24 protein-coding genes and 2 tRNA genes are annotated in these 26,699 nt (G+C 59.1%); 15 read left to right on the top strand and 11 right to left on the bottom strand.

The window, feature by feature from the left end; genetic code table 11:
* The first annotated feature begins 20 nt into the window (after window positions 1-20).
* The gene (locus BM069_RS13610) at window positions 21-935 is read left to right on the top strand and encodes a manganese-dependent inorganic pyrophosphatase (RefSeq protein ID WP_093324438.1); all 915 of its coding nucleotides are present in this window, start codon (window positions 21-23) and stop codon (window positions 933-935) included.
* 82 nt (window positions 936-1,017) lie between these two features.
* On the opposite strand, the gene BM069_RS13615 is transcribed toward BM069_RS13610, so the two are convergent.
* Window positions 1,018-1,869 carry an isocitrate lyase/PEP mutase family protein gene (locus tag BM069_RS13615; RefSeq protein WP_244503625.1) on the bottom strand — a complete coding sequence of 284 codons (852 nt, stop codon included), beginning with the start codon at window positions 1,867-1,869 and terminating at the stop codon, window positions 1,018-1,020.
* A 231-nt stretch (window positions 1,870-2,100) separates the two neighbouring features.
* On the opposite strand from BM069_RS13615, the gene ctaD reads away from it, so the two are divergent.
* The 4 genes from ctaD to BM069_RS13635 all read left to right on the top strand — a co-directional run bounded on the left by ctaD (window position 2,101) and on the right by BM069_RS13635 (window position 5,457).
* Complete coding sequence (gene ctaD, locus BM069_RS13620; protein WP_093324440.1) at window positions 2,101-3,780, top strand: cytochrome c oxidase subunit I; 1,680 nt, start codon at window positions 2,101-2,103, stop codon at window positions 3,778-3,780.
* 81 nt (window positions 3,781-3,861) lie between these two features.
* Window positions 3,862-4,476 (top strand): class I SAM-dependent DNA methyltransferase, encoded by a 615-nt coding sequence (locus BM069_RS13625; RefSeq protein ID WP_093324442.1) that lies wholly within the window; start codon window positions 3,862-3,864, stop codon window positions 4,474-4,476.
* Between the two features lie 91 nt (window positions 4,477-4,567).
* Complete coding sequence (locus BM069_RS13630; protein WP_093324443.1) at window positions 4,568-5,050, top strand: DUF2244 domain-containing protein; 483 nt, start codon at window positions 4,568-4,570, stop codon at window positions 5,048-5,050.
* A gap of 98 nt (window positions 5,051-5,148) precedes the next feature.
* On the top strand, window positions 5,149-5,457 hold the full coding sequence (locus tag BM069_RS13635; RefSeq protein ID WP_093324445.1) for an EthD family reductase: 309 nt from the start codon (window positions 5,149-5,151) through the stop codon (window positions 5,455-5,457).
* A 62-nt stretch (window positions 5,458-5,519) separates the two neighbouring features.
* On the opposite strand, the gene BM069_RS13640 is transcribed toward BM069_RS13635, so the two are convergent.
* Entirely contained in the window at window positions 5,520-6,605 is a 1,086-nt protein-coding gene (locus BM069_RS13640) for an Mrp/NBP35 family ATP-binding protein (protein WP_170846749.1), read from the bottom strand.
* Between the two features lie 247 nt (window positions 6,606-6,852).
* Between BM069_RS13640 and BM069_RS13645 the strand changes: the two genes are divergently transcribed.
* Entirely contained in the window at window positions 6,853-7,071 is a 219-nt protein-coding gene (locus BM069_RS13645; RefSeq protein WP_093324446.1) for a DUF1127 domain-containing protein, read from the top strand.
* A 606-nt stretch (window positions 7,072-7,677) separates the two neighbouring features.
* Here the strand turns inward: BM069_RS13645 and BM069_RS13650 are convergent.
* Window positions 7,678-8,547, bottom strand: a complete 870-nt coding sequence (locus tag BM069_RS13650; protein WP_093324448.1) for a LysR family transcriptional regulator — start codon at window positions 8,545-8,547, stop codon at window positions 7,678-7,680.
* Window positions 8,548-8,643: 96 nt separating this feature from the next.
* On the opposite strand from BM069_RS13650, the gene BM069_RS13655 reads away from it, so the two are divergent.
* Entirely contained in the window at window positions 8,644-9,951 is a 1,308-nt protein-coding gene (locus BM069_RS13655) for a serine hydroxymethyltransferase (RefSeq protein ID WP_093324450.1), read from the top strand.
* A 59-nt stretch (window positions 9,952-10,010) separates the two neighbouring features.
* Here BM069_RS13655 and BM069_RS13660 read toward each other — a convergent pair whose 3' ends face one another.
* Window positions 10,011-10,640, bottom strand: a complete 630-nt coding sequence (locus BM069_RS13660) for a glutathione S-transferase family protein (protein ID WP_093324451.1) — start codon at window positions 10,638-10,640, stop codon at window positions 10,011-10,013.
* Between the two features lie 158 nt (window positions 10,641-10,798).
* Window positions 10,799-13,459 (bottom strand): ATP-dependent helicase, encoded by a 2,661-nt coding sequence (locus tag BM069_RS13665; RefSeq protein ID WP_093324453.1) that lies wholly within the window; start codon window positions 13,457-13,459, stop codon window positions 10,799-10,801.
* A 112-nt stretch (window positions 13,460-13,571) separates the two neighbouring features.
* Between BM069_RS13665 and BM069_RS13670 the strand changes: the two genes are divergently transcribed.
* Complete coding sequence (locus BM069_RS13670) at window positions 13,572-14,705, top strand: alpha-hydroxy acid oxidase (protein ID WP_093324454.1); 1,134 nt, start codon at window positions 13,572-13,574, stop codon at window positions 14,703-14,705.
* Between the two features lie 303 nt (window positions 14,706-15,008).
* Window positions 15,009-18,449: a pyruvate carboxylase gene (locus tag BM069_RS13675; RefSeq protein WP_093324456.1), complete on the top strand. Its 3,441-nt coding sequence runs from the start codon at window positions 15,009-15,011 to the stop codon at window positions 18,447-18,449.
* A gap of 214 nt (window positions 18,450-18,663) precedes the next feature.
* Here the strand turns inward: BM069_RS13675 and BM069_RS13680 are convergent, their stop codons facing one another.
* Window positions 18,664-19,017 carry a hypothetical protein gene (locus tag BM069_RS13680; protein WP_139216206.1) on the bottom strand — a complete coding sequence of 118 codons (354 nt, stop codon included), beginning with the start codon at window positions 19,015-19,017 and terminating at the stop codon, window positions 18,664-18,666.
* Between the two features lie 132 nt (window positions 19,018-19,149).
* Here BM069_RS13680 and BM069_RS13685 point away from each other — a divergent pair.
* Both BM069_RS13685 and BM069_RS13690 read left to right on the top strand, forming a co-directional pair.
* Window positions 19,150-19,224, top strand: a tRNA-Gly gene (locus tag BM069_RS13685).
* Between the two features lie 140 nt (window positions 19,225-19,364).
* Window positions 19,365-19,439 (top strand) — tRNA-Gly (locus BM069_RS13690).
* A gap of 41 nt (window positions 19,440-19,480) precedes the next feature.
* On the opposite strand, the gene BM069_RS13695 is transcribed toward BM069_RS13690, so the two are convergent.
* The 3 genes from BM069_RS13695 to BM069_RS13705 all read right to left on the bottom strand — a co-directional run bounded on the left by BM069_RS13695 (window position 19,481) and on the right by BM069_RS13705 (window position 22,165).
* Window positions 19,481-20,824 carry an 8-oxoguanine deaminase gene (locus BM069_RS13695; RefSeq protein ID WP_093324459.1) on the bottom strand — a complete coding sequence of 448 codons (1,344 nt, stop codon included), beginning with the start codon at window positions 20,822-20,824 and terminating at the stop codon, window positions 19,481-19,483.
* Window positions 20,825-20,931: 107 nt separating this feature from the next.
* The gene (gene hisN / locus BM069_RS13700) at window positions 20,932-21,726 is read right to left on the bottom strand and encodes a histidinol-phosphatase (protein ID WP_093324461.1); all 795 of its coding nucleotides are present in this window, start codon (window positions 21,724-21,726) and stop codon (window positions 20,932-20,934) included.
* 73 nt (window positions 21,727-21,799) lie between these two features.
* A complete protein-coding gene (locus BM069_RS13705; protein WP_093324463.1) occupies window positions 21,800-22,165 on the bottom strand; it encodes a helix-turn-helix domain-containing protein in 366 nt (121 codons plus the stop codon).
* 314 nt (window positions 22,166-22,479) lie between these two features.
* Between BM069_RS13705 and BM069_RS13710 the strand changes: the two genes are divergently transcribed.
* Entirely contained in the window at window positions 22,480-23,442 is a 963-nt protein-coding gene (locus BM069_RS13710) for an NADPH:quinone oxidoreductase family protein (protein WP_093324464.1), read from the top strand.
* A 17-nt stretch (window positions 23,443-23,459) separates the two neighbouring features.
* On the opposite strand, the gene BM069_RS13715 is transcribed toward BM069_RS13710, so the two are convergent.
* Window positions 23,460-24,353, bottom strand: coding sequence for a LysR family transcriptional regulator (locus tag BM069_RS13715; protein ID WP_093324466.1), 894 nt, complete (start codon window positions 24,351-24,353; stop codon window positions 23,460-23,462).
* Between the two features lie 124 nt (window positions 24,354-24,477).
* Here BM069_RS13715 and BM069_RS13720 point away from each other — a divergent pair, with 124 nt between their 5' ends.
* From BM069_RS13720 to BM069_RS13730, 3 genes are all read left to right on the top strand, one after another.
* A complete protein-coding gene (locus tag BM069_RS13720; protein WP_093324467.1) occupies window positions 24,478-24,687 on the top strand; it encodes a DUF1127 domain-containing protein in 210 nt (69 codons plus the stop codon).
* A 139-nt stretch (window positions 24,688-24,826) separates the two neighbouring features.
* Window positions 24,827-25,606 (top strand): Bax inhibitor-1/YccA family protein, encoded by a 780-nt coding sequence (locus BM069_RS13725; protein ID WP_093324469.1) that lies wholly within the window; start codon window positions 24,827-24,829, stop codon window positions 25,604-25,606.
* A 109-nt stretch (window positions 25,607-25,715) separates the two neighbouring features.
* Window positions 25,716-26,102 (top strand): hypothetical protein, encoded by a 387-nt coding sequence (locus BM069_RS13730; protein ID WP_093324470.1) that lies wholly within the window; start codon window positions 25,716-25,718, stop codon window positions 26,100-26,102.
* Here the strand turns inward: BM069_RS13730 and BM069_RS13735 are convergent, their stop codons facing one another.
* On the bottom strand, window positions 26,103-26,615 hold the full coding sequence (locus BM069_RS13735; RefSeq protein ID WP_093324472.1) for a GNAT family N-acetyltransferase: 513 nt from the start codon (window positions 26,613-26,615) through the stop codon (window positions 26,103-26,105).
* Window positions 26,616-26,699: the final 84 nt, after the last annotated feature.

Below are 26,699 nucleotides of genomic sequence, written 5' to 3' on the forward strand. Positions count from 1 at the left end.
TATTTTCGAGGACTCCCATCATGACCACGCAGGTTTTTGGCCACAAATCCCCTGACACCGATTCCACCGGCTCCCCGATCATCTGGGCTTGGTATCTGAACGAAGTCAAAGGCACCGCCGCTGAACCCAAACTGTTGGGCGAGCCCAACACCGAAGCCGCTTGGTTCCTGAACCGCTGGGATCTGCCCAGGCCCGCAATCATCGAAGACGTGGCCGAAGGCGCGCCGGTGGTCATCGTTGACACCAACAACCCCGCCGAACTGCCCGCGTCGATCAACGACGCCGACATTCAGGCGATCATCGACCACCACGCGCTGGTCGGCGGTCTGAAAACCAAAGGCCCGATCCAGATCGACATCCGCCCCGTGGCCTGCACCGCGACCATCATGTACGACCTGATCGGCGACATCGACATCCCCGAAGCCATCAAAGGCGCGATGCTAACCTGCATCCTGTCGGACACGCTGGAATTCCGCAGCCCGACCACCACCGACTTTGACCGCGAAGTGGCCGAAAAACTTGCCGCGGACCTCGGCATCGACATCCCGTCCTACGCCGCCGAAATGTTCGCCGCCAAATCGGACGTGTCGTCCTTCTCCGACGCCGAGCTGCTGCGCATGGACTCCAAAGAATACGAAGTTGACGGCACCAAATTCCGCGTCTCCGTTCTGGAAACCACGTCGCCTGCAACCGTTCTGGACCGCAAGGCGTCCCTGATGGACAGCATGAGCACAGTGGCGTCCGAGGACGGTGTGGATCAGGTGCTGCTGTTTGTGGTCGACATCCTCAACGAAGAATCCACGCTGCTGGTGCCCAACGATCTGGTGAAATCTGTCGCGGCGAAATCCTTTGAGGCCAATGCCGAAGGCGACACCGTCGTCCTGCCCGGCGTTGTCAGCCGCAAGAAACAGATCATCCCGAACCTCAAGGTCTGAGCCTGATCTGATCGCAAAACAAAGCCGGCCCCGCAAGGTGGCCGGCTTTTCTTTTGGCGGATCACTTGGTCAAAGCCGCGCCTCAATCCCGCTTGTCCAACGCCTCCCCGCGCATGTATCCCATCAGTTCCCCGCCCGGCAGCGCGTCAGCCACATAACCAAACGTGCCAGCTTGAAACACTTCCGCCGCCGCGCGCTCCAGTGCGCCATAGGCCGCCCGCGCCATCGACCCGCCAACGCTGATGCGCGCCACGCCTGCCTCCTGCAACTCTGCCACCGTATAGAACGGCGCACGCAGGCCCATCACCACATTCACCGGCTGCGCCACCTCGGCACAAACGGTGCGGATCGCCTCAATATCCGGCAAAGCCGGCGCATAAAGAACGTCGGCTCCCGCCTCGCCAAAGGCCTGCAACCGCGCGATGGTGTCCGACAGATCCGGCCGCCCCACCAAATAGTTCTCACATCGTGCCGTCAGCACAAATCCGACCTCGCGCGCCGCCGCAGCCGCCGCCGCAACACGCTCGACCGCCTCCACCATCTCATAGACGCCGCCCTCTGGCCCGCCGGTCACATCCTCAATCGACCCGCCGACAAGTCCAACCTCCGCCGCCATCCGCACGGTTTCGGCGCAGACCTCCGGCGTGTTTCCAAACCCGTCTTCAAGATCCGCTGACACCGGCACATCCACCGCCGACACAATCGCGGCCGCATTCTCGAGAATCAGGGACCGACTCACCGCGGCCACACCATCGCGATAGCCCGCGCTGACCGCCGCCCCCGCGCTTGTGGTTGCCAAAGCCCCGAATCCCATCTCAGCGAGAATCCGCGCGGATCCCGCATCCCATGGGTTCGGCATAACGAATCCCGCCCCCTTACGATGCATTGCAAGAAACGCGGCCACTCCCGCCGCCCGTTTTTCTATCTCAGACACCACAAATCACTCCAAATGCGCCTAAACAGCACCAAATCAAGAACAAAAAAGGAACACAACCCCTCTGCGACACCTTGGGCTTTGACCCGCTTTCACTGGGGTGCGACACTTTTTTTTGATCTGCGTCAAATACGGAGATTGCGACTACGCGCCGTAGTCCCTAAAAACAGCCCGGAATGGGCGTCGGCAAGAATCCGCGCGCCCCAGAAATGCATCAACAGGAGGCGAGGCATGGCAGACGCAGCCATTCAAGGCCACGAACATCATGACGAGCGCGGGTTCTTCACCCGCTGGTTCTTGTCCACCAACCACAAGGACATCGGTCTTCTTTACCTGATCGTATCCGCCCTTGCCGGTTTCATCGCAGTATTCTTCACTGTTCTGATGCGCATGGAGCTCATGGAGCCCGGCGTTCAGTACATGTGTCTGGAAGGCGCACGCTTTCTGACATTGGGCGCCGGCGACGGGCCCTGCACGCCAAACGGCCACCTCTGGAACGTCCTGATCACCTACCACGGTGTCCTGATGATGTTCTTCGTGGTGATTCCGGCGCTCTTCGGCGGCTTCGGCAACTACTTCATGCCGCTGCAGATCGGCGCGCCGGACATGGCCTTCCCCCGTATGAACAACCTGTCGTTCTGGCTCTATGTGGCTGGTACGTCCCTCGGTGTAGCTTCCATGCTGGCACCAGGCGGCAACGGTCAGTTGGGCTCTGGTGTTGGTTGGGTTCTCTACCCGCCGCTCTCCACCACCGAAGGCGGCATGTCCATGGACCTCGCCATCTTCGCTGTTCACGTATCGGGTGCCTCGTCCATTCTGGGCGCGATCAACATGATCACCACTTTCCTGAACATGCGCGCACCGGGCATGACCCTTTTCAAGGTTCCGCTGTTCAGCTGGTCGATTTTCGTGACCGCATGGCTCATCCTGCTGGCTCTGCCTGTTCTGGCTGGCGCCATCACCATGTTGCTGACCGACCGTAACTTCGGCACGACGTTCTTTGATCCTGCCGGTGGCGGTGATCCGATCCTTTATCAGCACATCCTGTGGTTCTTCGGACACCCCGAAGTCTACATCGTGATCCTGCCGGGCTTCGGCATCATCTCCCACGTGATCGCGACCTTCTCGCGCAAGCCGGTCTTTGGCTACCTGCCGATGGTCTGGGCGATTATCGCGATTGGTGCTCTGGGCTTCGTCGTGTGGGCACACCACATGTACACCGTGGGCATGAGCCTCACACAGCAGTCCTACTTCATGCTGGCCACCATGGTCATTGCGGTCCCGACAGGGGTAAAGATCTTCTCTTGGATCGCCACCATGTGGGGTGGCTCTATCGAGTTCAAAACCCCGATGGTCTGGGCGCTTGGCTTCCTGTTCCTCTTCACCGTAGGCGGCGTGACCGGCATCGTTCTGTCGCAGGCCGCTGTGGACCGCTACTACCACGACACCTACTACGTGGTCGCGCACTTCCACTACGTGATGAGCTTGGGCGCCGTCTTTGCCATCTTTGCCGGTATCTACTTCTACTTCGGCAAAATGACAGGCCGTCAGTACCCTGAATGGGCTGGTAAGTTGCACTTCTGGATGTTCTTCATCGGTGCCAACCTGACCTTCTTCCCCCAGCACTTCCTGGGTCGTCAGGGCATGCCGCGTCGTTACATCGACTATCCGGAAGCCTTTGCATACTGGAACAAGATCAGCTCCTACGGCGCGTTCCTGTCCTTCGCTTCTTTCGTGTTCTTCTTCGGCATCGTGTTCTACTCGCTGTTCCGCGGCGCGAAAGTGACCGAGAACAACTACTGGAACGAATATGCCGATACTCTGGAATGGACTCTCCCGAGCCCGCCGCCAGAGCACACCTTTGAAATCCTGCCCAAGCAGGAAGACTGGGACAAAGGCCACTCGCACTAAGCGACAGCCTCACACCAAAGTTCAAAGAGGCCCCGGAGCATCACCGCCCCGGGGCCTTTTCTTTTCCAAATCGGTCCCTCGATGACTTTTGCCGACATCAAAGCCAACACAAACAACGTCTATGACCGCGTAGCGGCCCAATGGGACGCAGGCCGCAACACTGACCTGCAAGAGCGCCCGTGGATTGACCGCCTACTCACAGGCCTGCCCACACCAGCCCGCGTGCTCGACCTCGGCTGCGGCTCCGCCCGCCCGATCGGTCAGTATATCTCGGGCCTCGGCCACACCCTGACCGGCATCGACGCCAGCCCCGCCATGCTGGCGCTGGCCCGTACCACCGTTCCATCCGCCACCTTCCTTGAAATGGACCTCACCGCCCTCACGCTTGGCGACACCTTCGACGCCGTGCTTAGCTGGGACGGCACGTTCCATCTCTCCGTCGCTGAACAACGCGCGCTCCTGCCAAAACTCGCCGCACTCACCGCGCCCAACGGCAACCTGCTCCTGACCATCGGCGACAGCGAAGGCGAGGTCACAGGCACCGTCGTCGGAGAAACCGTCTATCACGCCTCCCTGCAACCCGAGGAATACATCGACACCCTGACCGAACTTGGGTTCGCCTCCGTCACTTACACAGCCAACGACCCCGCCACCCATGGCCATCACATCCTTCTGGCAACCTGCAAATCCGCATGACCGATCTTCTTTCCTATTGCCCAAAATACCTTGGGGTGGCGACAGCTTGCTGTCGCAAGGGGCAACGCCCCTTCTCTGAAAGCCGTCCGTAATGCCTCATCAATGGTCCGACACGCCCAACGCGCCCGTCCTCACCCTCTGGCCGCACCGCTCGCTCCCCCGCCGCGGCTTTGCCGCGATGATTCTCTTTGCATTTACCATGGGCACGATCCCGCTCTATGGCCTCTTAGGCACGGTATTTCTCTGGGGGATCCTGCCCTTCATCCTCGCCATGGTCGCCGCTCTCTGGTGGGGACTGGAACGCTCCTATCGCGATGGCGACATCCGTGAAGACCTCGCACTCTGCGACGACATGCTGACCCTCACCCACCGCCCCGCCAAAGGGAAAACCCAGGTCTGGGAATGCAACCTCTACTGGGCTCGGGCCGACATGCATGTCACCGGCGGACCAGTGCCGCACTATGTGACCCTCACCGGCAATGGCCGCACCGTAGAGATCGGCCGCTTTCTGTCCGAAGACGAACGCAAACAGCTCTTCTCGGAACTCTCCGAGTTCCTGAACTCCCGCCGCTAATAAAAACACCGCCGCGTCGCGCGCGATAAATTCCTGATGCAAAACGCCATTCCCGCGCTAAGCTGGTGTTCAGGAACCGGTCATAAAGGGAGACTACCATGCCCGTGTCACTACAAGTTCTTTACCCCGTCGGCGAAGGCACCACCTTCGACCACGACTATTACGCCACCACCCACATGGGCCTCGTGGCCGAACATATGGGCGCGCACATCACCTCAGCGCAGGCCAGCAAAGGTCTCGGCGGCGGCGGTCCCGACGCACCGGCTCCCTATCATGCTATTGCCACCATCGTCTTTCCAGATCAGGCCTCCATGGACGCTGCGATGGCGGCCTCGGGGCCGGTGATGGGGGATGTGCCCAACTTCACCAACATCCGCCCCACTGTGATGATCGGCGAAGTGCTCTAAGGCCGACAACAAAAAGGGGCGCTCACAAGCGCCCCCTTTCAAAACTCAACCGTCCTGCGACCTTAAGCCATACCGCCCCGCACCAGCCCTTCGGCAATGCGCGCATAGGCCTGCGCCATTTCGCTATCACCGGCAGCAATCGGCGTGCCGCCATCCCCTGCCAGACGGGTGTCCAGATCAATCGGCAACGCCCCAAGCAACGGCACACCCAGCTTTTCAGCCTCCGCCGACACACCGCCATGCCCAAAGATGTGGGATTCATGCCCGCACTTGGGGCAATGGAACAGGCTCATATTCTCGATCAACCCCAACACAGGCGTCTTGAGTTGGTCAAACATGCCCAGCGCTTTGCGCGCATCCAAAAGCGCCACATCCTGCGGCGTGCTCACCACAATCGCGCCGGTCAGTTCCGTCTTCTGGCACAACGTCAACTGCACATCACCGGTTCCCGGCGGCAGATCGACTATCAACACATCCAACTCACCCCACTGCACCTGCGTCAGCATCTGTTGCAGGGCACCCATCAACATCGGCCCCCGCCAGACCACCGGCTTATCTTCCTCCAGCATAAAGCCCAGAGACATCACCGTGACCCCATGCGCGTGCAATGGCAGGATCGTCTTGCCGTCCGGCGACGCAGGTCGCTTGTTGACGCCCATCATGCGCGGCTGGCTCGGCCCATAGATGTCCGCATCCAAAAGCCCGACCTTTCGCCCCTGTTTGGCCAAAGCCACCGCGAGGTTTGAGGACACCGTGGATTTGCCCACGCCGCCTTTGCCGGACCCCACCGCCAGAATGCGATCAACACCGGCGACCTTCATAGGGCCGGCTTGCGGCTTGGGATGCCCGCCCACTTTCAACGAAGGGGGCGCCTTTGCCGCGGGTGCAGCCTGACCACCGGAATGCGCCGTCAGGACAACCGAAACCTCATTCACGCCCGCCATGGATTTTACCAGATCCTCGGCCGCCTGACGCAACGGCCCCATCTTCTGAGCAGTCTCGGCATTGGGCGCTTCAATCACAAAACGCACCTGCCCCGACTCAACAGACAGAGCACGAACGAAATCGTGACTCACAAGATCGCCCCCATCCGGCAACGAGATCCGACGCAACGTCGCAAGCACTGACTCTTTTGTTATCGCCACCATTTTCTCCACTTTCTGCATTGCAGCATAATTTTTAGGCACACCACTCGGTCACATAAACTTCATAATTAGTCGTTTGTTTTCTTAAGCTTGTTGAATTTCCTCATATTTCCAAAGTGACGCCGCGTCCCTATTCGCTCAGCGCATAGCGGCGTTGCGTCACTTGGTATTGTGCATCCGCAGCACGCCTCTATATCACCCTCATCAAGACGAAACGAAACGAACACCGCCGGATGCTCGAGGTATCAAGATGGCATATGTAACAAACACCAACACAGTGGCAACCGCCACCGAAGCCCGCGGCCTCACCGCGCTGTTTATGGCTGTGGCCGAAAAATGGCGTCAGTACCGCGTGTACCGCACCACATTCTCCGAGCTGATGTCTCTGTCTGATCGCGAACTCGCAGATCTGGGCATGAGCCGCTCGATGATCCGCCGCGTCGCCATCGAGGCCTCGCGCGAACACTAAGAAATTCCGGAAAGCCACTCCTCCCTCAGGCTTTCCAATTCAGCGGTGATGTCTCTCCTCCTCCCTGACGTCACCGCGAGAACACAGGGCCTCGGCCCACACGGGATCAAGATCTCCTCTCCTCCTCCCTGGAGATCTTGAAACTAGAGCGACGACACCTCTCCTCCTCCCTGGTGTCGTCGCACTGAAATTCCGGCCCAACGGGCCAAACGAGATCAAGAGGCCCTCTCCTCCTCCCTGGGTCACTTGAAACAAGCGCGGCGATACCTCTCCTCCTCCCTGGTATCGCCGCAGCGACATTCGGGCCAATCGGCCCAACGGTCTCAAGACCTCCTCTCCTCCTCCCTGGAGGTCTTGACACTAGAGCGACGGCACCTCTCCTCCTCCCTGGTGTCGTCGCGCTCCAACATCGGGCCGCACAGGTCCACCGCAATCGGGGCTCCCTCTCCTCCTCCCCGGGATGTCCTGACACAAAGAACGGCGACGCCTCTCCTCCCTGGCGCCGCCGTTTTTTTGTTCTAACGAAATTCAGTTTTCAGTTGCTGGCCAACCCGCCTTCACCCACGCCTGTGAATCAGGCGCGGATTGCTGCCAAGCACAGTTCCACTACTGCAAAAGCAGCGACACAATATCCATTGTTGCATGCCGTTGGCGGGTCTGCGGCGGCACTGCCATCACAAGCGACCGCCCCGTGTCACAGCTCAGATCATCTATTCGCACCAATGACTTTGCCGCCAGCGCCTCTTGGACCAGACACAAATGCCCCATCAGGACACCGGCCCCTGCTTTGGCCTCCTCGACGGCAAGGCTATAGAGAGAAAACTGTGGGCCGCTGGCAGGATCGGAAACGCGCACGCCAACAGCGTCTGACCAGGTTGCCCAATCGTCAATCCAGCTTTGGTCGTGCAGCAAAGTCACCCCCTCAAATCCGTCGCTCCGCCTTGCAAAATCCGGCGCGCAGACGGGCGCAATCTCATCTGTGGCAATGACAATCTGTTCCGGCGAGCCGTCCGGTACATCGAAAAATATCGCCAGATCAAACAGCTCCCGCGCCAGCGACGGTTGCGTCTCGGTCGCCGTGACCGAAAACGAGATATTCGGAAACCGCGCCCTGATGCGGCTCAGCCGTTTGGGAAGCCAAAGCTGCGCGATCGCGGGTAAAGCCGCGATGTGAAAAACCGGCTCGGGTTTTAGGGCATGCAACGCGCGGGTGGCATCCGCCAGCCGATCAAACGCCACGGTGAACTCCGCAACCAAAGCCCGCCCCTGCGTCGTCAGATCCACACCCTGTGCATTGCGACGGAAAAGGGCGACACCTGACCAGTCCTCCAACGTTTTCACATGCTGCGAAATCGCACCGGGCGTGACATTCAATTCTTCAGCCGCAGCCACAAAACTGACATGACGCGCTGCCGCCTCAAACGCACGCATCGCGTTTAGTGGGGGTCCTTTGGGACGTTTCGGCGCAACACTCATTTTCTAGCCTTAGTTTTTCTACGCCAAGAAATATCAAATCTGGTTTGCGAAGTCACGCAGCGCCGATCACACTGTCGGCAACACGGAGGACACACCATGACACTCGCACAAAGAGCCTGGGTACCCGAGAGCAGCGAAACTCTGGTCCAGACCATTGCAAAAACCACTGAAACCACAGCGCCCGAAGATGTGCTGGCCCGCATCGGGCATCTCGCGCAGGAAAACCGCCGGATTCACGAATCCGAGTGTTTCAACCTCAATCCTGCCACCAATATTATGAACCCCAAAGCCGAGGCGCTTCTTGCCTCCGGAATCGGGTCGCGCCCCTCTCTGGGCTATCCTGGCGACAAATACGAAATGGGATTGGAAGCAATCGAAGAGATCGAGGTGATTGCCGCCGAACTCTGCGCCGATGTGTTTGATGCCAAATTTGCGGAGGTGCGCGTGCCTTCGGGCGCCATTGCCAATCTCTACGGGTTTATGGCCACCTGCAAACCTGGCGACACCATCATCGCGCCGCCCGCCACCATTGGCGGACATGTCACACATCATCTGGCAGGCTGCGCAGGACTATTTGGGTTGCGCACCATTGATGCCCCCGTGCATGCGGATGGCTACACTGTTGACCTCGACCGACTCCGCACCCTCGCACTCGCCGAAAGACCCAAACTGATCACTATCGGTGGCAGCCTCAATCTCTTTGAGCACCCCGTCGCCGAGGTCCGTGCCATTGCCGATGAATGTGATGCCAAACTGATGTTTGACGCAGCCCATCAATGCGGCATCATCGCCGGCCGCGCATGGTCCAACCCGCTGACGGAAGGGGCTCACTTCATGACCATGAGCACCTACAAAAGCCTCGGCGGCCCCGCTGGCGGCCTGATTGTCTCAAACGATCCTGACATCGCACAAGCGCTCGACGCCATCGCCTTCCCCGGCATGACCGCCAATTTCGACGCAGCCAAAACCGCCGCGCTCGCAGTCACGATGCTGGATTGGCAAGTCTACGGCCCCGCCTATGCCCAAGAGATGATTGCCCTGTCCAAAGCGCTGGCGTCTGCGTTGCATGCCAACGACGTCCCGATCTTTTCGGGTACCCAAGGCTTCACCAACTCCCACCAGTTCGCCGTGATGGCCGCGCCCTTTGGCGGCGGACAAGCCGCCTCCAAAACACTGCGCACCGCAGGCTTCCTCGCTTGCGGCATCGGCCTCCCCACTGATCCGGTAGAAGGCGACCTGAATGGCCTGCGGATCGGCACGCCCGAACTGGTGCGATGGGGCATGACCGCAAACGACGCCGACCGCCTCGCTGATCTGATCAAACGTGGCTTACGCGGCGAGCCCATTCTCCCCGAGGTGTCCGCATGGCGCCAAACCTTTGACAGCCTCTGCTTCGTGCATTGACCACCGCCACAAAAACAAGGCACCAGACACCGCGCTGGTGCCTTGCCTCTCTAGGGCGCCTAAAGCGTCGCGCTGTGCCGCGCCTTGATGGTCTCGAACCACGCCTTTGATGCAGCATTTCCGTCCGGAATCCCCTGCTTCACAATCCGCGCAAAGTCGCAGAACACAAAGCCGGTGATGTCGGCCATCGAAAACGCATCCCCTGCCAGATACGCACTCTCCGACAGCCGCGCCTCAAGCGTGTCAAAAAACCGGCCCAACCGCTGCACCCCACGCGCCGCCAACGCCGGAATCTGCTCATAGTCCACCGCCCCAGGCAACGCCCGCCCCTTCAGCGCCGGTGTCGAGTTCCGCAACGCTTCTGCAATCGCCATACCTGCGTGGAACTCACAAATCGCGTTCCACATCAACACCTTGCCCTTTTCATCCGGCGTCACGCCCATCAAAGTCGGCTCCGGAAATGCCGCCTCCAAATACCCCGCAATCGCAATATTTTCGGTCAGCGCCGTGCCCTCATCTGTCACCAGAACCGGCACAGTGCCATGCGGGTTCAACGCCAGAAACTCGGGGCTGCGATGCCCGTCGTGGCGCAAATCCACCTCGCAGGTGTCTACCTCGATGCCCTTCTCGGCAATGAACATCCGCGCGCGACGCGGGCTGGGCGCCGTGGCGCAATCGTAAAAAATCATCCGGTTCTCCTGTGGTTGGCACCAGCCAACCCAGAGCCATGCCCAAAGTCAACGCCACCCGCGCGTCCCTACGCGAGGTCACAGACCCACGCATTCCTTTTGCGCAAAATACCTTGGGGGAATTGGCCGCAGGCCAAGGGGGCAAAGCCCCTGACACCTCAAAACGGCACGTCATCCGGCGATGTCACAAACCGCGCCACCACCTTTTTCTCGCCCGCTTTCTCAAAATCCACCGTCAGCTTGTCGCCCTCGATGTCCGTCACCGCGCCATAGCCGAACTTCTGGTGAAACACCCGATCGCCTACGGTGAAACTGCTCACCGCTGTCAAATCAATCGCCGCCGCCTTGCTCTCCTTGGGTTGGCTCATGCCATAGCTGCCCGACCGCGCTTGCATCCGTTTCCAACCGGGCGAGTTGTAGACATTCGCCTCCGCCGCTTTGGCCTCGATCCCCGACGAAAACCCGCTGCTCCCGCCGCCCTGATGCCCATACAGGCCCGGCGGCGTCAGCACCTCGACGTTCTCCTCGCTCAGCTCGTCAATGAACCGGCTCGGCATCTGGCTCTGCCATTGCCCGAACACCCGACGGTTGCCCGCAAAGGAAATCGTGCAAATCTCCTCCGCCCGCGTGATGCCCACATAGGCCAGCCGCCGCTCTTCCTCCAGCCCCTTGAGCCCGTTCTCATCCATAGAGCGTTGGCTCGGAAACAACCCGTCTTCCCACCCTGGCAAGAACACCGCCGGAAACTCCAGCCCCTTGGCCCCGTGCAGCGTCATGATGGTGACTTTCTCGTCCGCATCCTCGCTGGCATTGTCCAAAACAAGGCTCACGTGCTCCAGAAACCCTTGCAGATTGTCAAAGCTTTCCAACGCCTTGACCAATTCCTTCAGGTTCTCGAGCCGCCCCGGCGCTTCCGGCGTCTTATCGTTCTGCCACATCGCCGTGTATCCGGCCTCATCCAGAATAACCTGCGCCAACTCCACGTGGCCCAGCTCCGGCTGCCCCTCTTGCAAGCGTGTCGCCTGCTGCGTGGCGCCGTCGTCAATCACCGCATCATCGTCCAGCGCAACCTCAATGATCGGGGCCGATCCCTTTGCCCGCCAGCGGTCAATTCCATCAAGCAATATTGCCAACTCCTTGGCCCCTTTGCCGCCGATGCCCTTTTCCTCAATCAGAATGCGCGCCCCTTCCACAAGGCTCACCCCATTGGCGCGCGCGCAATTCTGGATCTTCTGCTGCGCGACATTGCCAAGGCCGCGTTTGGGCGTGTTCACAATGCGCTCAAACGCCAGATCATCATCCGGCGACACAACCACGCGAAAATAGGCCATGGCGTCGCGGATTTCGAGCCGCTCGTAAAACCGCGGCCCGCCAATCACGCGATAAGGCAGGCCAATCGTCAGGAACCGGTCTTCAAACGCCCGCATTTGATGCGACGCCCGCACTAGAATTGCTATTTTGTCATACCCAAATTTGTTGTAATCGTGCCGCTTCAAAGACGGCTCAAGTGAAAGCCCTTCTTCGCGTCTGGATGCCAATTCCCAAAGCAAATCTTTGTTATTCTCTCGCGCTAAAAAGCTCTTGTTCTCTCTCAAGCGTTCTATCAACTGATCGATGCTATTTAGCCCACGAAGTGCATCTGCGTCCTTCAGTCGATCAACTTCTTCATAGAGCTTTTTCGTTCGCACATCCTCTCGCCTCTTTGCGATTGGCGAACTACCGTCAAAAAGGCCTTCAATCTCTTCGCCAACCCACCGCGCCTCTTCTTCACCATCCCAATGCCCGATTAGTCGAACTTGCTCGCCATCGCCAGACGCAGTCCAAAGCTCCTTGCCCAGACGATTTTCATTTCCACGAATGACGTTGGATGCTGCATCCAAAATATGCTTTGTCGAGCGGTAATTCTGCTCCAACCGCACCACATGCGCACCGGGGAAATCCGTCTCGAACCGCAGGATGTTGCCCACCTCGGCCCCGCGCCAGCCGTAGATCGACTGGTCATCGTCGCCAACGCAACAGATATTCTTATGCCCCTGCGCCAACAGCCGCAGCCACAGATACTGCGCCACGTTGGTATCCTGATATTCGTCCACGAGGATGTAACGGAACCAACGCTGATACTGCGCCAACACGTCAGGATGATCCTGAAAGATCGTGACCATATGCAGCAACAGGTCGCCAAAATCACAGGCGTTCAACTCTCGCAAACGCACCTGATACTGCGCATACAATTCACCGCCGCGATGGTTATACGCCCCCGCATCCGCCGCAGGCAGCCGCTCCGGCGTCAGCGCACGGTTTTTCCAACCATCAATCAACGACGCCAACTGCCGCGCAGGCCAGCGTTTGTCGTCAATATTGGCCGCCGACACCAACTGCTTGAGCAGGCGCAACTGATCGTCGGTGTCCAGAATGGTGAAATTGCTCTTGAGCCCCACCAATTCCGCATGCCGACGCAAAAGCTTCACACAGATCGCATGGAACGTGCCCAGCCACGGCATCCCCTCGATCTGATGGCCCAGCATGTTGCCCACGCGGGTCTTCATCTCCTTGGCGGCCTTGTTGGTGAAGGTCACCGCCAGAATCTCGTTTGGCCGCGCCTTGTTCATATTAAGCAGATGCACAATCCGCGCCGTCAGCGCCTTTGTCTTGCCCGTGCCAGCACCGGCCAGCATCAACACCGGTCCGTCGAGGTTCTCGACCGCCTCGCGCTGTGCGGGGTTCAACTCGTCCAGATAAGGCATCGGCCGCGCCATCATCGCGCGCGCCGACAGGGATGCGCCTTCAAAGGCGTCGAATTCGTCGTCAAAACTGCTCATGGGCGGCAATCTACAGCGCCAAATCCTCGATTGGAAGTTCTCTTTATGTTCGCGCAGAACGCGAAACACGTTAATTGCTGGACAATTGGCGCAATCCGGCGAAACTCGCACCATGGATTTGCACGCCAAATACCCCGCCCTCAGCGATTTGCGCACCCGCGCCCAACAGCGAATCCCACGCTTTGTGTGGGAATACCTCGACAGCGCCACAGGCGACGAGCGCACCAAGGCCCGCAACCGCGCCAAACTGGACGACATCCTGTTCCATCCGTCGATCCTTCATGGCGACATCACGCCGGATACGTCGGTTGACTTGCTGGGCAAACGCTACCCCCTGCCCGTCGGCATGGCCCCGATCGGCATGTCCGGCCTGATGTGGCCTGACGCCGAATTCATGCTGGCCCGCGCCGCCGCAAAAGCAAACGTGCCTTACTGCATCTCCACGGTGGCCACCAAAACACCCGAAGAAATGGCGCCGCATCTGGGGGAAAACGCGTGGTTCCAACTCTACCCCCCGCGTGACGAGGGCATCCGCAAAGACCTTCTTGCCCGCGCCAAAGCTGCCGGTTTCTCCACGCTGGTCCTCACCGTGGACGTGCCCACCGCCTCGCGCCGCGAACGTCAGGTTCGTTCCGGCCTCACCACGCCCCCACGCCTCACGCCCCGTTTGCTGGCGCAAGTCGCCATGCGTCCCGCTTGGGCCATGGCCTCCGCCCGTGCCGGCATGCCGCGCATGAAACTGATTGACGACTACGCCGAAGAGGTCAGCGGACTGAGTTCCACAGCCCACGCGGGCTACCTGCTGCGCACCTCACCTGATTGGGATTACCTCAAATGGCTGCGCGATCATTGGGACGGCCCCTTTGTGGTCAAAGGCGTGATGCGCCCCGAGGATGCCCAGCGCCTGACATCCGCCGGCGTCGATGCGCTCTGGCTCTCTAACCACGCAGGCCGTCAATTCGACGCCTCCCCCGCCACCATCGAAGCCCTGCCCGCCATCCGCGCCGTCACCGACCTGCCGCTGATTGTCGACAGCGGCTTTGAAACCGGCCTCGACATTCTGCGCGCGCTGGCCTTGGGTGCGAACTTCGTCTTCATGGGCCGCGGCTTTCACTACGCCCTCTGCGCATTGGGGGAAGCAGGCCCGGCGCATCTCCTGGACATTCTGGCCCAAGACCTCGCGGCCAACATGGGGCAGCTGGGGGCGGAAACTTTTGCCGACCTGACCGCCAGTCTGGTCACGTAAACCAACAGGCACACCGTCTGCCGGAATCCTGCACCGGCTTCACCAAAACTGGCGCCTTCATCGCATTTTCCGGTGCGGCCCGCCGCCTCTCGGCATTCCGCCGAGTCATAAAACTGCGTACAAACGGTCGCATTCGCACGATTCCTACACAGAAAATGCATGTTATCGCTAATCCCGACATGCCCGCCGCGAAATGTAACACAAATCTTACAAATCCGTGTCTCTGGGTATTGCGCTGCGCTGCGGCGAAGCGCTAGCAATTCGACCGACACACCGACAGAGCCACAAAGGGAAAGCCTGCCGATGACCGATTTTCAGAAAATCCTGATCGCCAACCGCGGCGAAATTGCGATCCGCGTGATGCGTGCCGCCAACGAAATGGGCAAAAAGACCGTCGCCGTCTTTGCCGAGGAAGACAAACTCGGCCTGCACCGCTTCAAAGCTGACGAAGCCTACCGCATCGGCGAAGGCCTTGGCCCTGTCGCGGCCTATCTGAGCATCGACGAAATCATCCGCGTCGCCAAGGAATGCGGCGCCGACGCGATCCACCCGGGCTACGGCCTGCTGTCGGAAAACCCCGACTTCGTGGACGCCTGCGCCGCCAACGGCATCACCTTCATCGGTCCCAAGGCCGAAACCATGCGCGCGCTCGGAGACAAAGCCTCCGCCCGCAAAGTCGCCGTTGAGGCTGGCGTACCGGTCATTCCGGCGACCGAAGTGCTGGGCGATGACATGGACGCCATCAAGAAGGAGGCGGCAGAGGTTGGCTATCCTCTGATGCTCAAAGCCTCCTGGGGTGGCGGCGGACGCGGCATGCGCCCGATCTTCTCCGAAGACGAGGTTGAGGAGAAAGTCCTGGAAGGCCGCCGCGAGGCCGAAGCCGCCTTTGGCAACGGCGAAGGTTATCTGGAAAAGATGATCACCCGCGCCCGCCACGTCGAGGTCCAGATCCTTGGCGATCAGCAGGGCAACATCTACCACCTTTATGAACGCGACTGCTCTGTGCAGCGCCGCAACCAAAAGGTCGTCGAGCGCGCCCCCGCGCCTTATCTTTCAGAGGCGCAGCGCGAAGAAATCTGTGAACTCGGCCGCAAAATCTGCGCCCATGTGAACTACGAATGCGCCGGCACTGTCGAATTCTTGATGGATATGGAAACCGGCAAATTCTACTTCATCGAGGTGAACCCCCGCGTGCAGGTGGAACACACCGTCACCGAAGAAGTCACCGGCATCGACATCGTTCAGGCGCAAATCCTGATCGCCGAGGGCAAGTCTCTGGCCGAGGCCACCGGCAAGTCCAGCCAGTATGACATCCGCCTCAACGGTCACGCGCTGCAAACGCGCGTCACCACCGAAGACCCGCAGAACAACTTCATCCCCGACTATGGCCGCATCACCGCCTATCGCTCCGCGACCGGTATGGGCATCCGTCTGGACGGCGGCACCGCCTATGCAGGCGGCGTCATCACACGCTTTTATGACTCTCTGCTGACCAAGGTGACTGCCCACGCGCAAACACCTGAAAAGGCAATCAAACGCATGGACCGCGCCCTGCGCGAATTCCGCGTGCGCGGTGTCAGCACCAACATCTCCTTCGTGGAAAACCTGCTCAAACACCCGACCTTCCTGAACAACCAGTACACGACGAAGTTCATCGACGAGACACCGGACCTGTTCAAATTCGCCAAGCGACGCGACCGCGGCACCAAGGTTCTGACTTATATCGCGGACATCACCGTAAACGGCCATCCGGAAACCACCGACCGTCCGGCCCCCGCTGCTGACCTCAAAACACCGATCGCCCCCGCCAAAAAAGCCGAACCGGCCTACGGCACACGCAATCTGCTTGAGGACAAAGGCGCACAGGCTGTCGCCGATTGGATGAAAGCGCAGAAACAACTGCTTCTGACCGACACCACCATGCGCGACGGGCACCAATCCCTGCTCGCCACCCGCATGCGCTCGATCGACATGATCAAGGTGGCGCCCACCTATGCCGCCAACCTGTCGCAACTCTTCTCGGTCGAATGCTGGGGCGGTGCGACCTTTGACGTGGCCTACCGCTTCCTGCAGGAATGCCCGTGGCAGCGTCTGCGGGACCTGCGCGCAGCCATGCCCAATGTCATGACGCAAATGTTGTTGCGTGCGTCCAACGGCGTTGGCTACACCAACTATCCCGACAACGTGGTGCAGGAATTTGTGCGTCAGGCCGCGGATACCGGCGTCGACGTCTTCCGCGTCTTTGACTCGCTCAACTGGGTTGAAAACATGCGCGTCGCGATGGATGCCGTGGTGGAAAGCGGCAAGGTCTGCGAAGGCACGATCTGCTACACCGGCGATCTGCTCGATCCGAACCGCGCCAAATATGACATCAACTACTATGTCTCCATGGCCAAAGAGCTCGAAGCCGCTGGCGCCCACATCCTTGGCCTCAAGGACATGGCGGGCCTTCTGAAACCAGCCTCCGCACGGGTGCTGGTCAAGGCACTCAAGGAAGAGGTCGGCCTGCCGATCCACTTCCACACGCACGACACATCAGGCATCGCAGGCGCAACCATCCTCGCCGCCGCCGACGCTGGCGTGGATGCGGTCGACGCGGCCATGGATGCCTTCTCCGGCGGCACGTCCCAGCCCTGCCTCGGCTCCATTGTCGAAGCCACCCGCAACACCGACCGCGACACCGGCCTTGATATCAAAGCCGTGCGCGAGGTCAGCGACTACTGGGAAGGCGTGCGCGCGCAATACGCCGCATTCGAAAGCGGCCTCGCAGCGCCTGCCTCCGAAGTCTACCTGCACGAAATGCCCGGTGGTCAGTTCACCAACCTCAAAGCACAGGCCCGCAGCCTTGGTCTTGAGGAAAAATGGCACGAGGTCGCACAGACCTATGCCGATGTGAACCAGATGTTTGGCGACATCGTCAAAGTGACGCCCTCCTCCAAAGTGGTCGGCGACATGGCCCTGATGATGGTGTCCCAAGGCCTGACTCGCGAAGAGGTCGAAAACCCTGAAACCGATCTGGCTTTCCCCGACTCGGTGGTGGACATGATGCGCGGCAATTTGGGCCAGCCTCACGGCGGTTTCCCCTCCGCAATCATCGACAAGGTGCTCAAAGGCGAAAAGCCCAATCTGGATCGCCCGGGCAAGCATCTCAAGCCAGTTGATCTCGAAGCGACTCGCGCCGAACTCTCTGCCGAACTCAACGGTTTTGAGGTCGATGACGAGGATCTCAACGGTTACCTGATGTATCCCAAGGTCTTCCTCGACTACATGGGCCGCCACCGCCAATACGGCCCTGTCCGTGCCCTCCCGACCCGCGCCTTCTTCTATGGCATGGAACCCGGCGAAGAGATCACAGCCGAGATTGATCCGGGCAAAACACTGGAAATCCGCCTTCAGGCGATTGGTGAAACCGACGAGAACGGTGAAGTCAAAGTCTTCTTCGAACTCAACGGCCAGCCGCGCGTGATCCGCGTGCCCAACCGCTTGGTAAAATCTGCCACCGCAGCGCGCCCCAAGGCCGAGCATGGCAACAAAAACCACATCGGCGCGCCAATGCCGGGTGTTGTCGCCTCCGTCGCGGTTGCGGCCGGTCAAGAGGTCAAGGAAGGCGACATGCTCCTGACCATCGAGGCGATGAAAATGGAAACCGGCATCCATGCCGAGCATGACGCCACGGTCAAAGCCGTACACGTCACACCAGGCGGCCAGATCGACGCCAAGGACCTGCTCATCGAGCTGGAATAAATCGTCGGCATCGAAACGGCAAAGGGCGGGGATTTCCCCGCCCTTTTTTTTGCGCCGTGACGCTCCCCGAAGATTTCGTATCCCGCCAGCGCTTTGGGCTAACAAAGCTGCGAATCAAAATCCGCACCGTCGCAATACCGACGTTTTACCGACGTGATGCCGACAGAAATTTTATCAACATTTCAGATGGTTAACGCCTTTTCGACAACCACCATCAAAATGCCGCGCTCACCGACCCACTGCCCCGCGTCCCAAAATCCAGATGCAACGGAATGACCGACGGCACCGCGCTGTCAAATCTGAGGGTGATCTTCGCTTCAACAATGTCACCTGCGGGCACAACCACCGGCGCGAAACCCTCCATTGTGGCCCCCTCCACGCGCACGGCCCCCAACGTCGCTGCGGCGGTGCTTGTGTTGAAGAACGTCAGCGTCACCACCACCGCTCCTGACCGCTTGCGCACAGCCTCCGCGGAAACCGTGACTGGCAAATGGTTGTGCCCCTCATGCGCCCACGCCATCACCGGCACTCCCAATCCGCCCAAAACCACAGCGCGTCGTGAAATCATTTCAACCACTCCTAATCAACCTGACACGCATCAAACCGAAAAACCGGCGGCAGGAAAGTTTTTTCGTAAACTCCCGATTTTCCACTTGCAGCCCCGCGCGACTCTTTATATCTCACGCCTCACCCAAAGGATGCGGGCGTAGCTCAGGGGTAGAGCATAACCTTGCCAAGGTTAGGGTCGTGAGTTCGAATCTCATCGCCCGCTCCAACTTCCCTCAAGAAGGGAAAGCCGAAAGAGGCGCGGATCATTCCGCGCCTTTTCGCTTTTTCGGCCCGGCTTTGCACTTTCCTGAAATTAGCCCTTGCACCCCCCGCGCGGTGGCGCTAAATCCCCCTCACCCATAGGACGCGGGCGTAGCTCAGGGGTAGAGCATAACCTTGCCAAGGTTAGGGTCGTGAGTTCGAATCTCATCGCCCGCTCCAAAAACAAAAGGGCGCAGGATCTTCCTGCGCCCTTTGTCGTTTCAGACCATCAGGTTCTGTGCCAACGAATTCTGGCGTTCAATCACCCGAGGCAAGTCAATGGTCGCGATTTGCTTATCCCGCACGACCTGACGCCCCTCGACAAACAAGTGTTTCACCTGCATTGGCCCCGCAAGCAAAAGCGCCGCCGGATCCCAACTGCCAGCACTTTCAATACCGGACACATCCCAGATCGCAATGTCGGCGCGTTTGCCCACGGCGATCTGCCCACAATCGTGACGCCCCAAAACCTCCGCGCCACCGCGTGTGGCAATCTCCAGAGCTTCGCGCGCACTCATGGCGTCCGCCCCCAGCGCCACCCGTTGTAACAGCATTGTCTGCCGCGCTTCTGCCATCAGGTTCCCTGCGTCGTTGCTTGCGGATCCATCCACGCCCAACCCGACCGGTACACCGGCATCGCGCATACCGCGCACCGGCGCGATACCGCTGCCAAGCCGACAGTTGGAACAGGGGCAATGTGCGACACCGGTTTTGCTGCGTGCAAAAAGATCGATCTCCTGCCCGTCGAGCTTCACGCAATGCGCATGCCAGACATCATCTCCGGTCCACCCGAGGTCTTCGGCATATTGCCCGGGACGACAGCCGAATTTCTCCAATGAATAGGCGATGTCCTCATCGTTTTCCGCCAAGTGGGTGTGCATCATCACCCCTTTGTCGCGTGCAAGAATCGCGGCCTCACGCATCAGATCTCGCGTAACCGAAAACGGAGAGCAGGGCGCCACGCCGACCCGGACCATGGCCCCTTCACTCGCGTCGTGGTGCGCGTCAATCAGGCGGATCGCATCCTTCAGGATATCCTCTTCCCGCTCAACCAAACTGTCGGGCGGCAGCCCTCCGTCGCTTTCGCCAATGCTCATGGCGCCACGGGTCGGATGAAACCGCATACCCACCTCTTTGGCCGCATCAATGGTGTCATCCAATCGGGAGCCGTTGGGGTAAAGATAAAGATGATCCGAGGTTAGCGTGCAGCCCGACAAAGCCAACTCTGCCAAGCCGATCTGGGCGGAGATATTCATCTCTTCAGGACCAAATCTCGACCAGATCGGATACAGGGTCTGCAACCAGCCAAACAACAGGGCGTCCTGCCCACCTGGCACAGCTCGCGTCAATGTCTGATACAGGTGATGATGCGTGTTCACGAGCCCCGGGGTGACCACACATCCGTTGGCCAAAATCTGTTCCCCGTCGCTCCTAAGGCACGTACCAATTTCTATGATTTGACCGTCGCGAATGCGGATATCCGCCTCGGCCAACTCGCGCCTTCTGTCGTCCATTGTCAGGACGACCTGCGCCGATTTTATCAGGATTTCGGATGTTTGCGTCATGTCACACTCCTTGCAACCCGCTTCGGTGAAGTGTGAGTGCGCAACGACAGAAGACGGGTAAAGGACTCGTCACGCGTCGAGACTTTAGCCCTCCGTGCGACGTCGCATCAAGCCCTTGAAAGAATCTCGAGAGCTGCAGCGTGAATTTCGGGATTTGCAGCCGCCAAAACACGCCCCCCATCATGCGCCGCGCCGCCCTGCCAATTGGTCACAACACCGCCAGCAGCCTGAATTACGGCCATCGGTCCCTGAATGTCGTACGCACTCAGGCCGGCCTCGACCACCAGATCAGCTTGCCCAGCAGCAACAAGAGCATATGCGTAGCAATCCATGCCATAGCGCGTCAGCTTGCACCGCTGCGCCACCGCCTCAAACCCCTCTCGGTCGGCCTTTTGTCCAACTTCAGGGAAGGTGGTGAAAATCGTGGCCTCCGCCAAGGTTTTGGTACTCCGCGTAGCGAGTTTGTGCCGCCCCATCGGGCCGGTCACTTCAGCCACCCCAAATCCACCGACGAACCGCTCTCCGATATAGGGCTGGTCCACCACGCCAAACATCGGGCCATTAACGTCAGACAGCGCAATCAAAACACCCCAAGTGGGCGTGCCGCTGATAAAGGCGCGGGTGCCGTCGATTGGGTCCAGAACCCAAGTCAGGCCGCTTTCCCCTTCGCTCACGCCAAACTCTTCGCCAAAAATACCGTCTTGAGGCCGACGCTTGGCCAACACGTCACGCATGGCGACTTCGGCCGCCCGATCCGCCGCGGTCACGGGGTCAAAGTCGTGTTCAAGTTTGTTTTCTGCAATGAGAGAAGCCGCACGAAAATGCGGCATGATCGCAAGCCGAGCGGCATTGGCCATCTCATGTGCGACTTCGATGATCTCGATGTGGTCCTGATCTGTCACCGGTTTCCCTCCGCTGTTGTAGCCACAATCGGGCTACGCCACAGCGGAAGAAGACTCAAGGCGTGTCATCTTTTCAGGCGACATCACTCAATACGCGCGCCAATTCAAAAAGGCGACGGCGTTGGTTTTCAGGGATCGCATAATAGCTGCGGATCAGATCAAGGGCTTCTTTGTCCCCCATCAGGTCCGCTGGTACCTTGCTTGCGAGGTCGCCCTCAGCCGCTTCCAGACCTTCAAAGAAGAAGCTCACCGGCACGTCCAGTGCATCGGAAATATCCCAAAGACGAGAAGCGCTTACACGGTTTGCACCGGTCTCATACTTCTGAATTTGCTGGAATTTAATGCCAACCTGTTCCGCAAGCTGTTGCTGGGTCATCCCCGTTAGCCAACGTCGCTGGCGGATTTTCTTACCGACATGCACGTCCACTGGATGCGTCATCTCGCGTCTCCTTTACAATGTAACTAGGGCTTTGGCCCAAACTGGCGCGATCACCCTCTGGGTGTCGCAAAGTTACCTTTCTGAATTCATCGCGCATCCCTTCGCGATACTTAAGTCTAACAGTTTTGGCCTTACAATCAAGGGAGATGATACATCCGAACGGTTAATCGACTGTCTATAACTACAATCCAGAATTGAAGCTTTTTGCAAATACCGTGGTGACGTGGTGTCGCGTTCCGCTTGTGATGCGGCTTCGGGCTTTGACAGGGCTCCCGTTGGTTGTCTAATCGGGACAACCAACAGGAGTACTCTTCATGCGCGCATTTCAAGTCACGTCCCACGACACGCCCCCCGCAGTTCAGGAAGTTCCCACGCCGGAGCCCAAGAAAGGCGAGATCCGCGTTCGAATTCGCGCCTGCGCTCTGAACTTTGGCGATCTCCTTATGATGAAGGGCACTTATCAGGCCACGCCTCCCCTTCCGTTCATTCTCGGAATGGAAGTCGCCGGCGAGGTCGAAAGCCTCGGCCCCGACACCAAAGGGCCGGCAGTCGGCTCCAAGGTTCTGGTGTTTGGTGGGCAGGGCGGGCTGGCAGAATTTGGCTGCTATCCAGCCGAGAGCGCAGTGCCGCTACCAGACAGCATGACATTTGAAGAAGCTGCGGCCTTTCCCGTCGCTTACGGCACAAGCCACGTCGCGCTGGACTATCGCGCCCGCCTTCAGGAAGGCGAGAACCTTCTTGTTCTTGGAGCGGCCGGAGGTGTCGGCCTGACCGCCGTTGAGATCGGCAAGTTGATGGGCGCAAACGTCATCGCCTGTGCGCGCGGTGCGGAAAAGCTTGAAGTTGCAAAGAAAATGGGTGCCGATCACCTGATCGACGCCGGAAGCGAAGATATTCGCGACGCGGTAAAGGCACTGGGCGGTGCCGACGTAGTGTATGACCCTGTCGGCGGGGACCAGTTCAAGGCCGCCTTCCGTGCCTGTCGCCCCGAAGCGCGCTTGCTGCCAATCGGCTTTGCATCAGGCGACATCCCGCAAATTCCGGCCAATCACTTGCTGGTCAAGAACCTGACGGTGATGGGGCTTTATTGGGGGGGCTACATGGCCTTCAAGCCGCAAGTGATCCTGAATTCAATGCGCACATTGTTCGGCTGGCATGCGGAAGGCAAAATCAAACCGCACATCAGCCATGTCCTGCCGCTTGAGCAGGCCGGTGAGGCCTACGAACTGATGCGGACGCGCAAATCGACAGGCAAAGTGGTCGTCACCGTCGAGTAAAATTTTGGTCGTGGGCCTCAGCCCACGACCCCAAGCCGAACGGGGTGCTCCGGTCGTCCGCGCATCGGCTGAAAGCCAGCCCGAATCAATTCCGCCAGATACGCGATCACGTCGCCCTTCGTCGGATCGGCGCCGTACATATTGATGTGCTGGTACCCCAGATCCGGCAAAGCGCCGCCGTGATCAATGATCTCAAGATGCGGTGGCTCGGTGCCTTCAAGCATTTCCCCAATCGCCAAGTCTGCGGAAATCGTTGCCTCAACAGACCTGTCAGAATCCGTTTGCACGGCCGATTCCCATTCAATTCCCGCCCGATCAAATGCCGCGATGGCGCGCGGTCGGAACATACAATGGCGTCCAGATGCAAACGGCAACGGCCGCCGCCTCCAGCTTGCCCCGCCGGGCGCGCCAACCCACACCAATGGCATTTGGCACAAAGGTTCGGCATTTGCGGGCCGCTCGGCTTCTGTTGTGAGGATCAGATCCATCTCGCCTTTCTGGTACTGCTGCTTGAGCTCGATCGTGAAAGACGAGTGCAACTTTACCTTCACACGCGGAAAAGCGGCGTTGAACTGCTGCAAGACCCGCGGAATGGCCGGATAAACGATGTCATGCGGCACCCCAAGTGAAATTGTTCCCTCAAACTCATCATGCGTCAGCCGCCGGATCACCTCATCATTCAGCGTCACCATCCGCCGCGCGTATCCGAGCATCTGTTCACCTTGCGGGGTCAGAGCAATGCCGCGCCCCGAGCGATCCAACAGATCAACTCCGATCAATTCTTCCAGCCGTTTCAACTGCATGCTCACCGCAGACTGTGTCAGATGCAGGAAACCAGCGGCCTTTGTGACCCCTCCCAGATCCGCCACTGCGACAAAACTTCTGAGCGTTGTGACATCCAAATTTCGCATTCATCACCCTCCGTGATGCAATTCGTCAAAAACATTCGTTTTTAAAATAGATCATAGCCTGCCATATACATCAAGCAACTTGATGCAAAACTGAAGACCAATCAAATTTCGAAAGGAGCCGACCATGACCACCTTCACCCTCGCAGGCCAGCGTAAAACCCCACGTGCCAACGTGTTCGTACAAATCTTCAACTGGCTCCTGATTGCGCGTCAACGGCGCGAGCTTGCACAGCTTGATGATTATGCTCTCGAAGACATGGGGCTTAGCCGCGCAGACGTGGCTCAAGAGATCAAACGCCCCCTTTGGGACGTTCCCGCCCATCGGTGCGGATAGTTTGCAATTGGCATTCAAGCCGGAAATTGCCGGTTCACCAGCGGGAAATCCTTGAAATCGCCGCAATCCTAACCGATATTTCACCTGACGGCCGTCGGGACACCCCGACGGCTCATAAGGTTTAGTATCGGAGGCTTAAATGGCTGAATTTGACACAATCCGGAGCGCCGCAGGCACGCGTGCAGCCCAGATTGACGAGGGTCTTCGCGCCCATATGAACAAAGTGTACGGCACCATGTCCGTAGGCATGGTGATCACTGCTCTGGCCGCTTGGGCTATTGCAGGTCTGGCAACCACCACCGATCCGTCGGTTGCAGCTGCTCAGCTGCCCAACGGCACACTTCTCTCCAACTTTGGTGTGACACTCTACGGCAGCCCGCTGCGTTGGGTTGTGATGTTTGCGCCGCTGGCGTTCATCTTCTTTGGCTGGGGCGCACTGATGCGTCGTGGCTCTGCGGCGACCGTTCAGCTGGGCTTTTATGCCTTCGCCGCGATCATGGGCGTTTCGATGAGCTCGATCTTCCTCGTCTATACACCCTATTCGATCGTTCAGACCTTCATCGTCACAGCCATCGCGTTCTCTGCGCTGTCTCTTTACGGCTACGCCACCAAGCGTGACCTGTCGGCGATGGGCACCTTCCTGATGATGGGTGTTGTTGGACTGCTCGTCGCAATGGTGATCAACATCTTCCTGCAGTCGCCCGCAATGATGTATGCGATTTCCATGATCGGCGTTCTGATCTTCGCAGGCCTGACAGCTTTCTACACGCAAGACATCAAGAACACCTATGTGGCGCATGCACACCACGGTGATCAGGAATGGCTGGACAAGGCCGCCTATGATGGCGCGCTGAGCCTCTACATCTCCTTCCTGAACATGTTCCAGTTCCTGCTGATGTTCATGGGCCAACAGGAATAAGTTCGGCACAGCTGAAATTCGAGAGGGCCGGTCACATCGACCGGCCCTTTTTCGTTGGCGGATATCCAGCCTGTGTTACTCTGGCGACACCTCAGGATTGGAGTTATCGATGAAACGCGTTTTTGCCGCAATGTCTTTCGCCCTGCTTGTGCAGCCTGCTTTGGCGGGTCCCAATCCTGCCAAAGGGACTGACCACCTCTGCACAGGCTTTCAAGAAACTCTGGAAGGGGTCTGGGTGGACGAAAATAACCGACCAGCCCTGCGGTTCCGCTTTGGGTCGGATCGCAATGGTGTCGGGTGCTATGCGTGGCTTAACTCGAACCCAAACTGGAATATAGAAGCCCCTGGCGCGCTGATATTGGACCGCGTGCGTTGGAATGGCGGTCTGCGGTCATTCAAGGCCGGTGTGGCCGAGTTGGTGTTTGACACCCAATCGGGCGGCGCGCGCCTCGTCAATCTTCAAGGTAACGAGGCACGCGGCATTCTGGATCAGTGATCAGTTCAGCGCCATTTGCATCTGAACCGCCGGAAAATGAACGCCAGGCGCCAAAGTGAGTTCGACCTCACCCTGCTCAGAAAACCCCATCATGCGATAAAAGGCCTGTGCGGTGTGCGTACTCATACAGCTCAGCTTGGTCATGCCGTGCGCACCGGCTGATGCCAGCGTCACTTCAATGAGCGCCTTTGCCACCCCGCGCCGCAACCAGTCTGCCCGCGTTGCAACGTGCCGCACATGCCCTTGATGCGCATCCCCAGCACCGCGCAACGGACCGAAATCCGTCCAGCCACCAGCTCCGACCACCTCGTCGGTTTCCGCGCATTCCGCCAGAAAATACGTACCGCTGGTCAGCAATGCATCCTGTGCCCTGGTGATCAGCGGCAAGGCCCCTTCCAGAACTTCAGCGTCATAGTCCTGTGGCAGCAATTCCGGATAAGACGCCGAAAACAGTCTGTTCAAGGCGTCGCGGTCATCCCGCTGAGCGGGCCTGATAAAAAATGGATGTCTCATAAGGTGCGTCCTGTTGGGGGAATTTTTTAGGGCGCGACCTCCAAAAAACAAAAAACCGCGCCTTGGTGTGGCGCGGCTTTTGCA

It is taken from the genome of Shimia haliotis (assembly GCF_900114415.1).
GTDB classification, from domain to species: Bacteria; Pseudomonadota; Alphaproteobacteria; order Rhodobacterales; family Rhodobacteraceae; genus Shimia; species Shimia haliotis.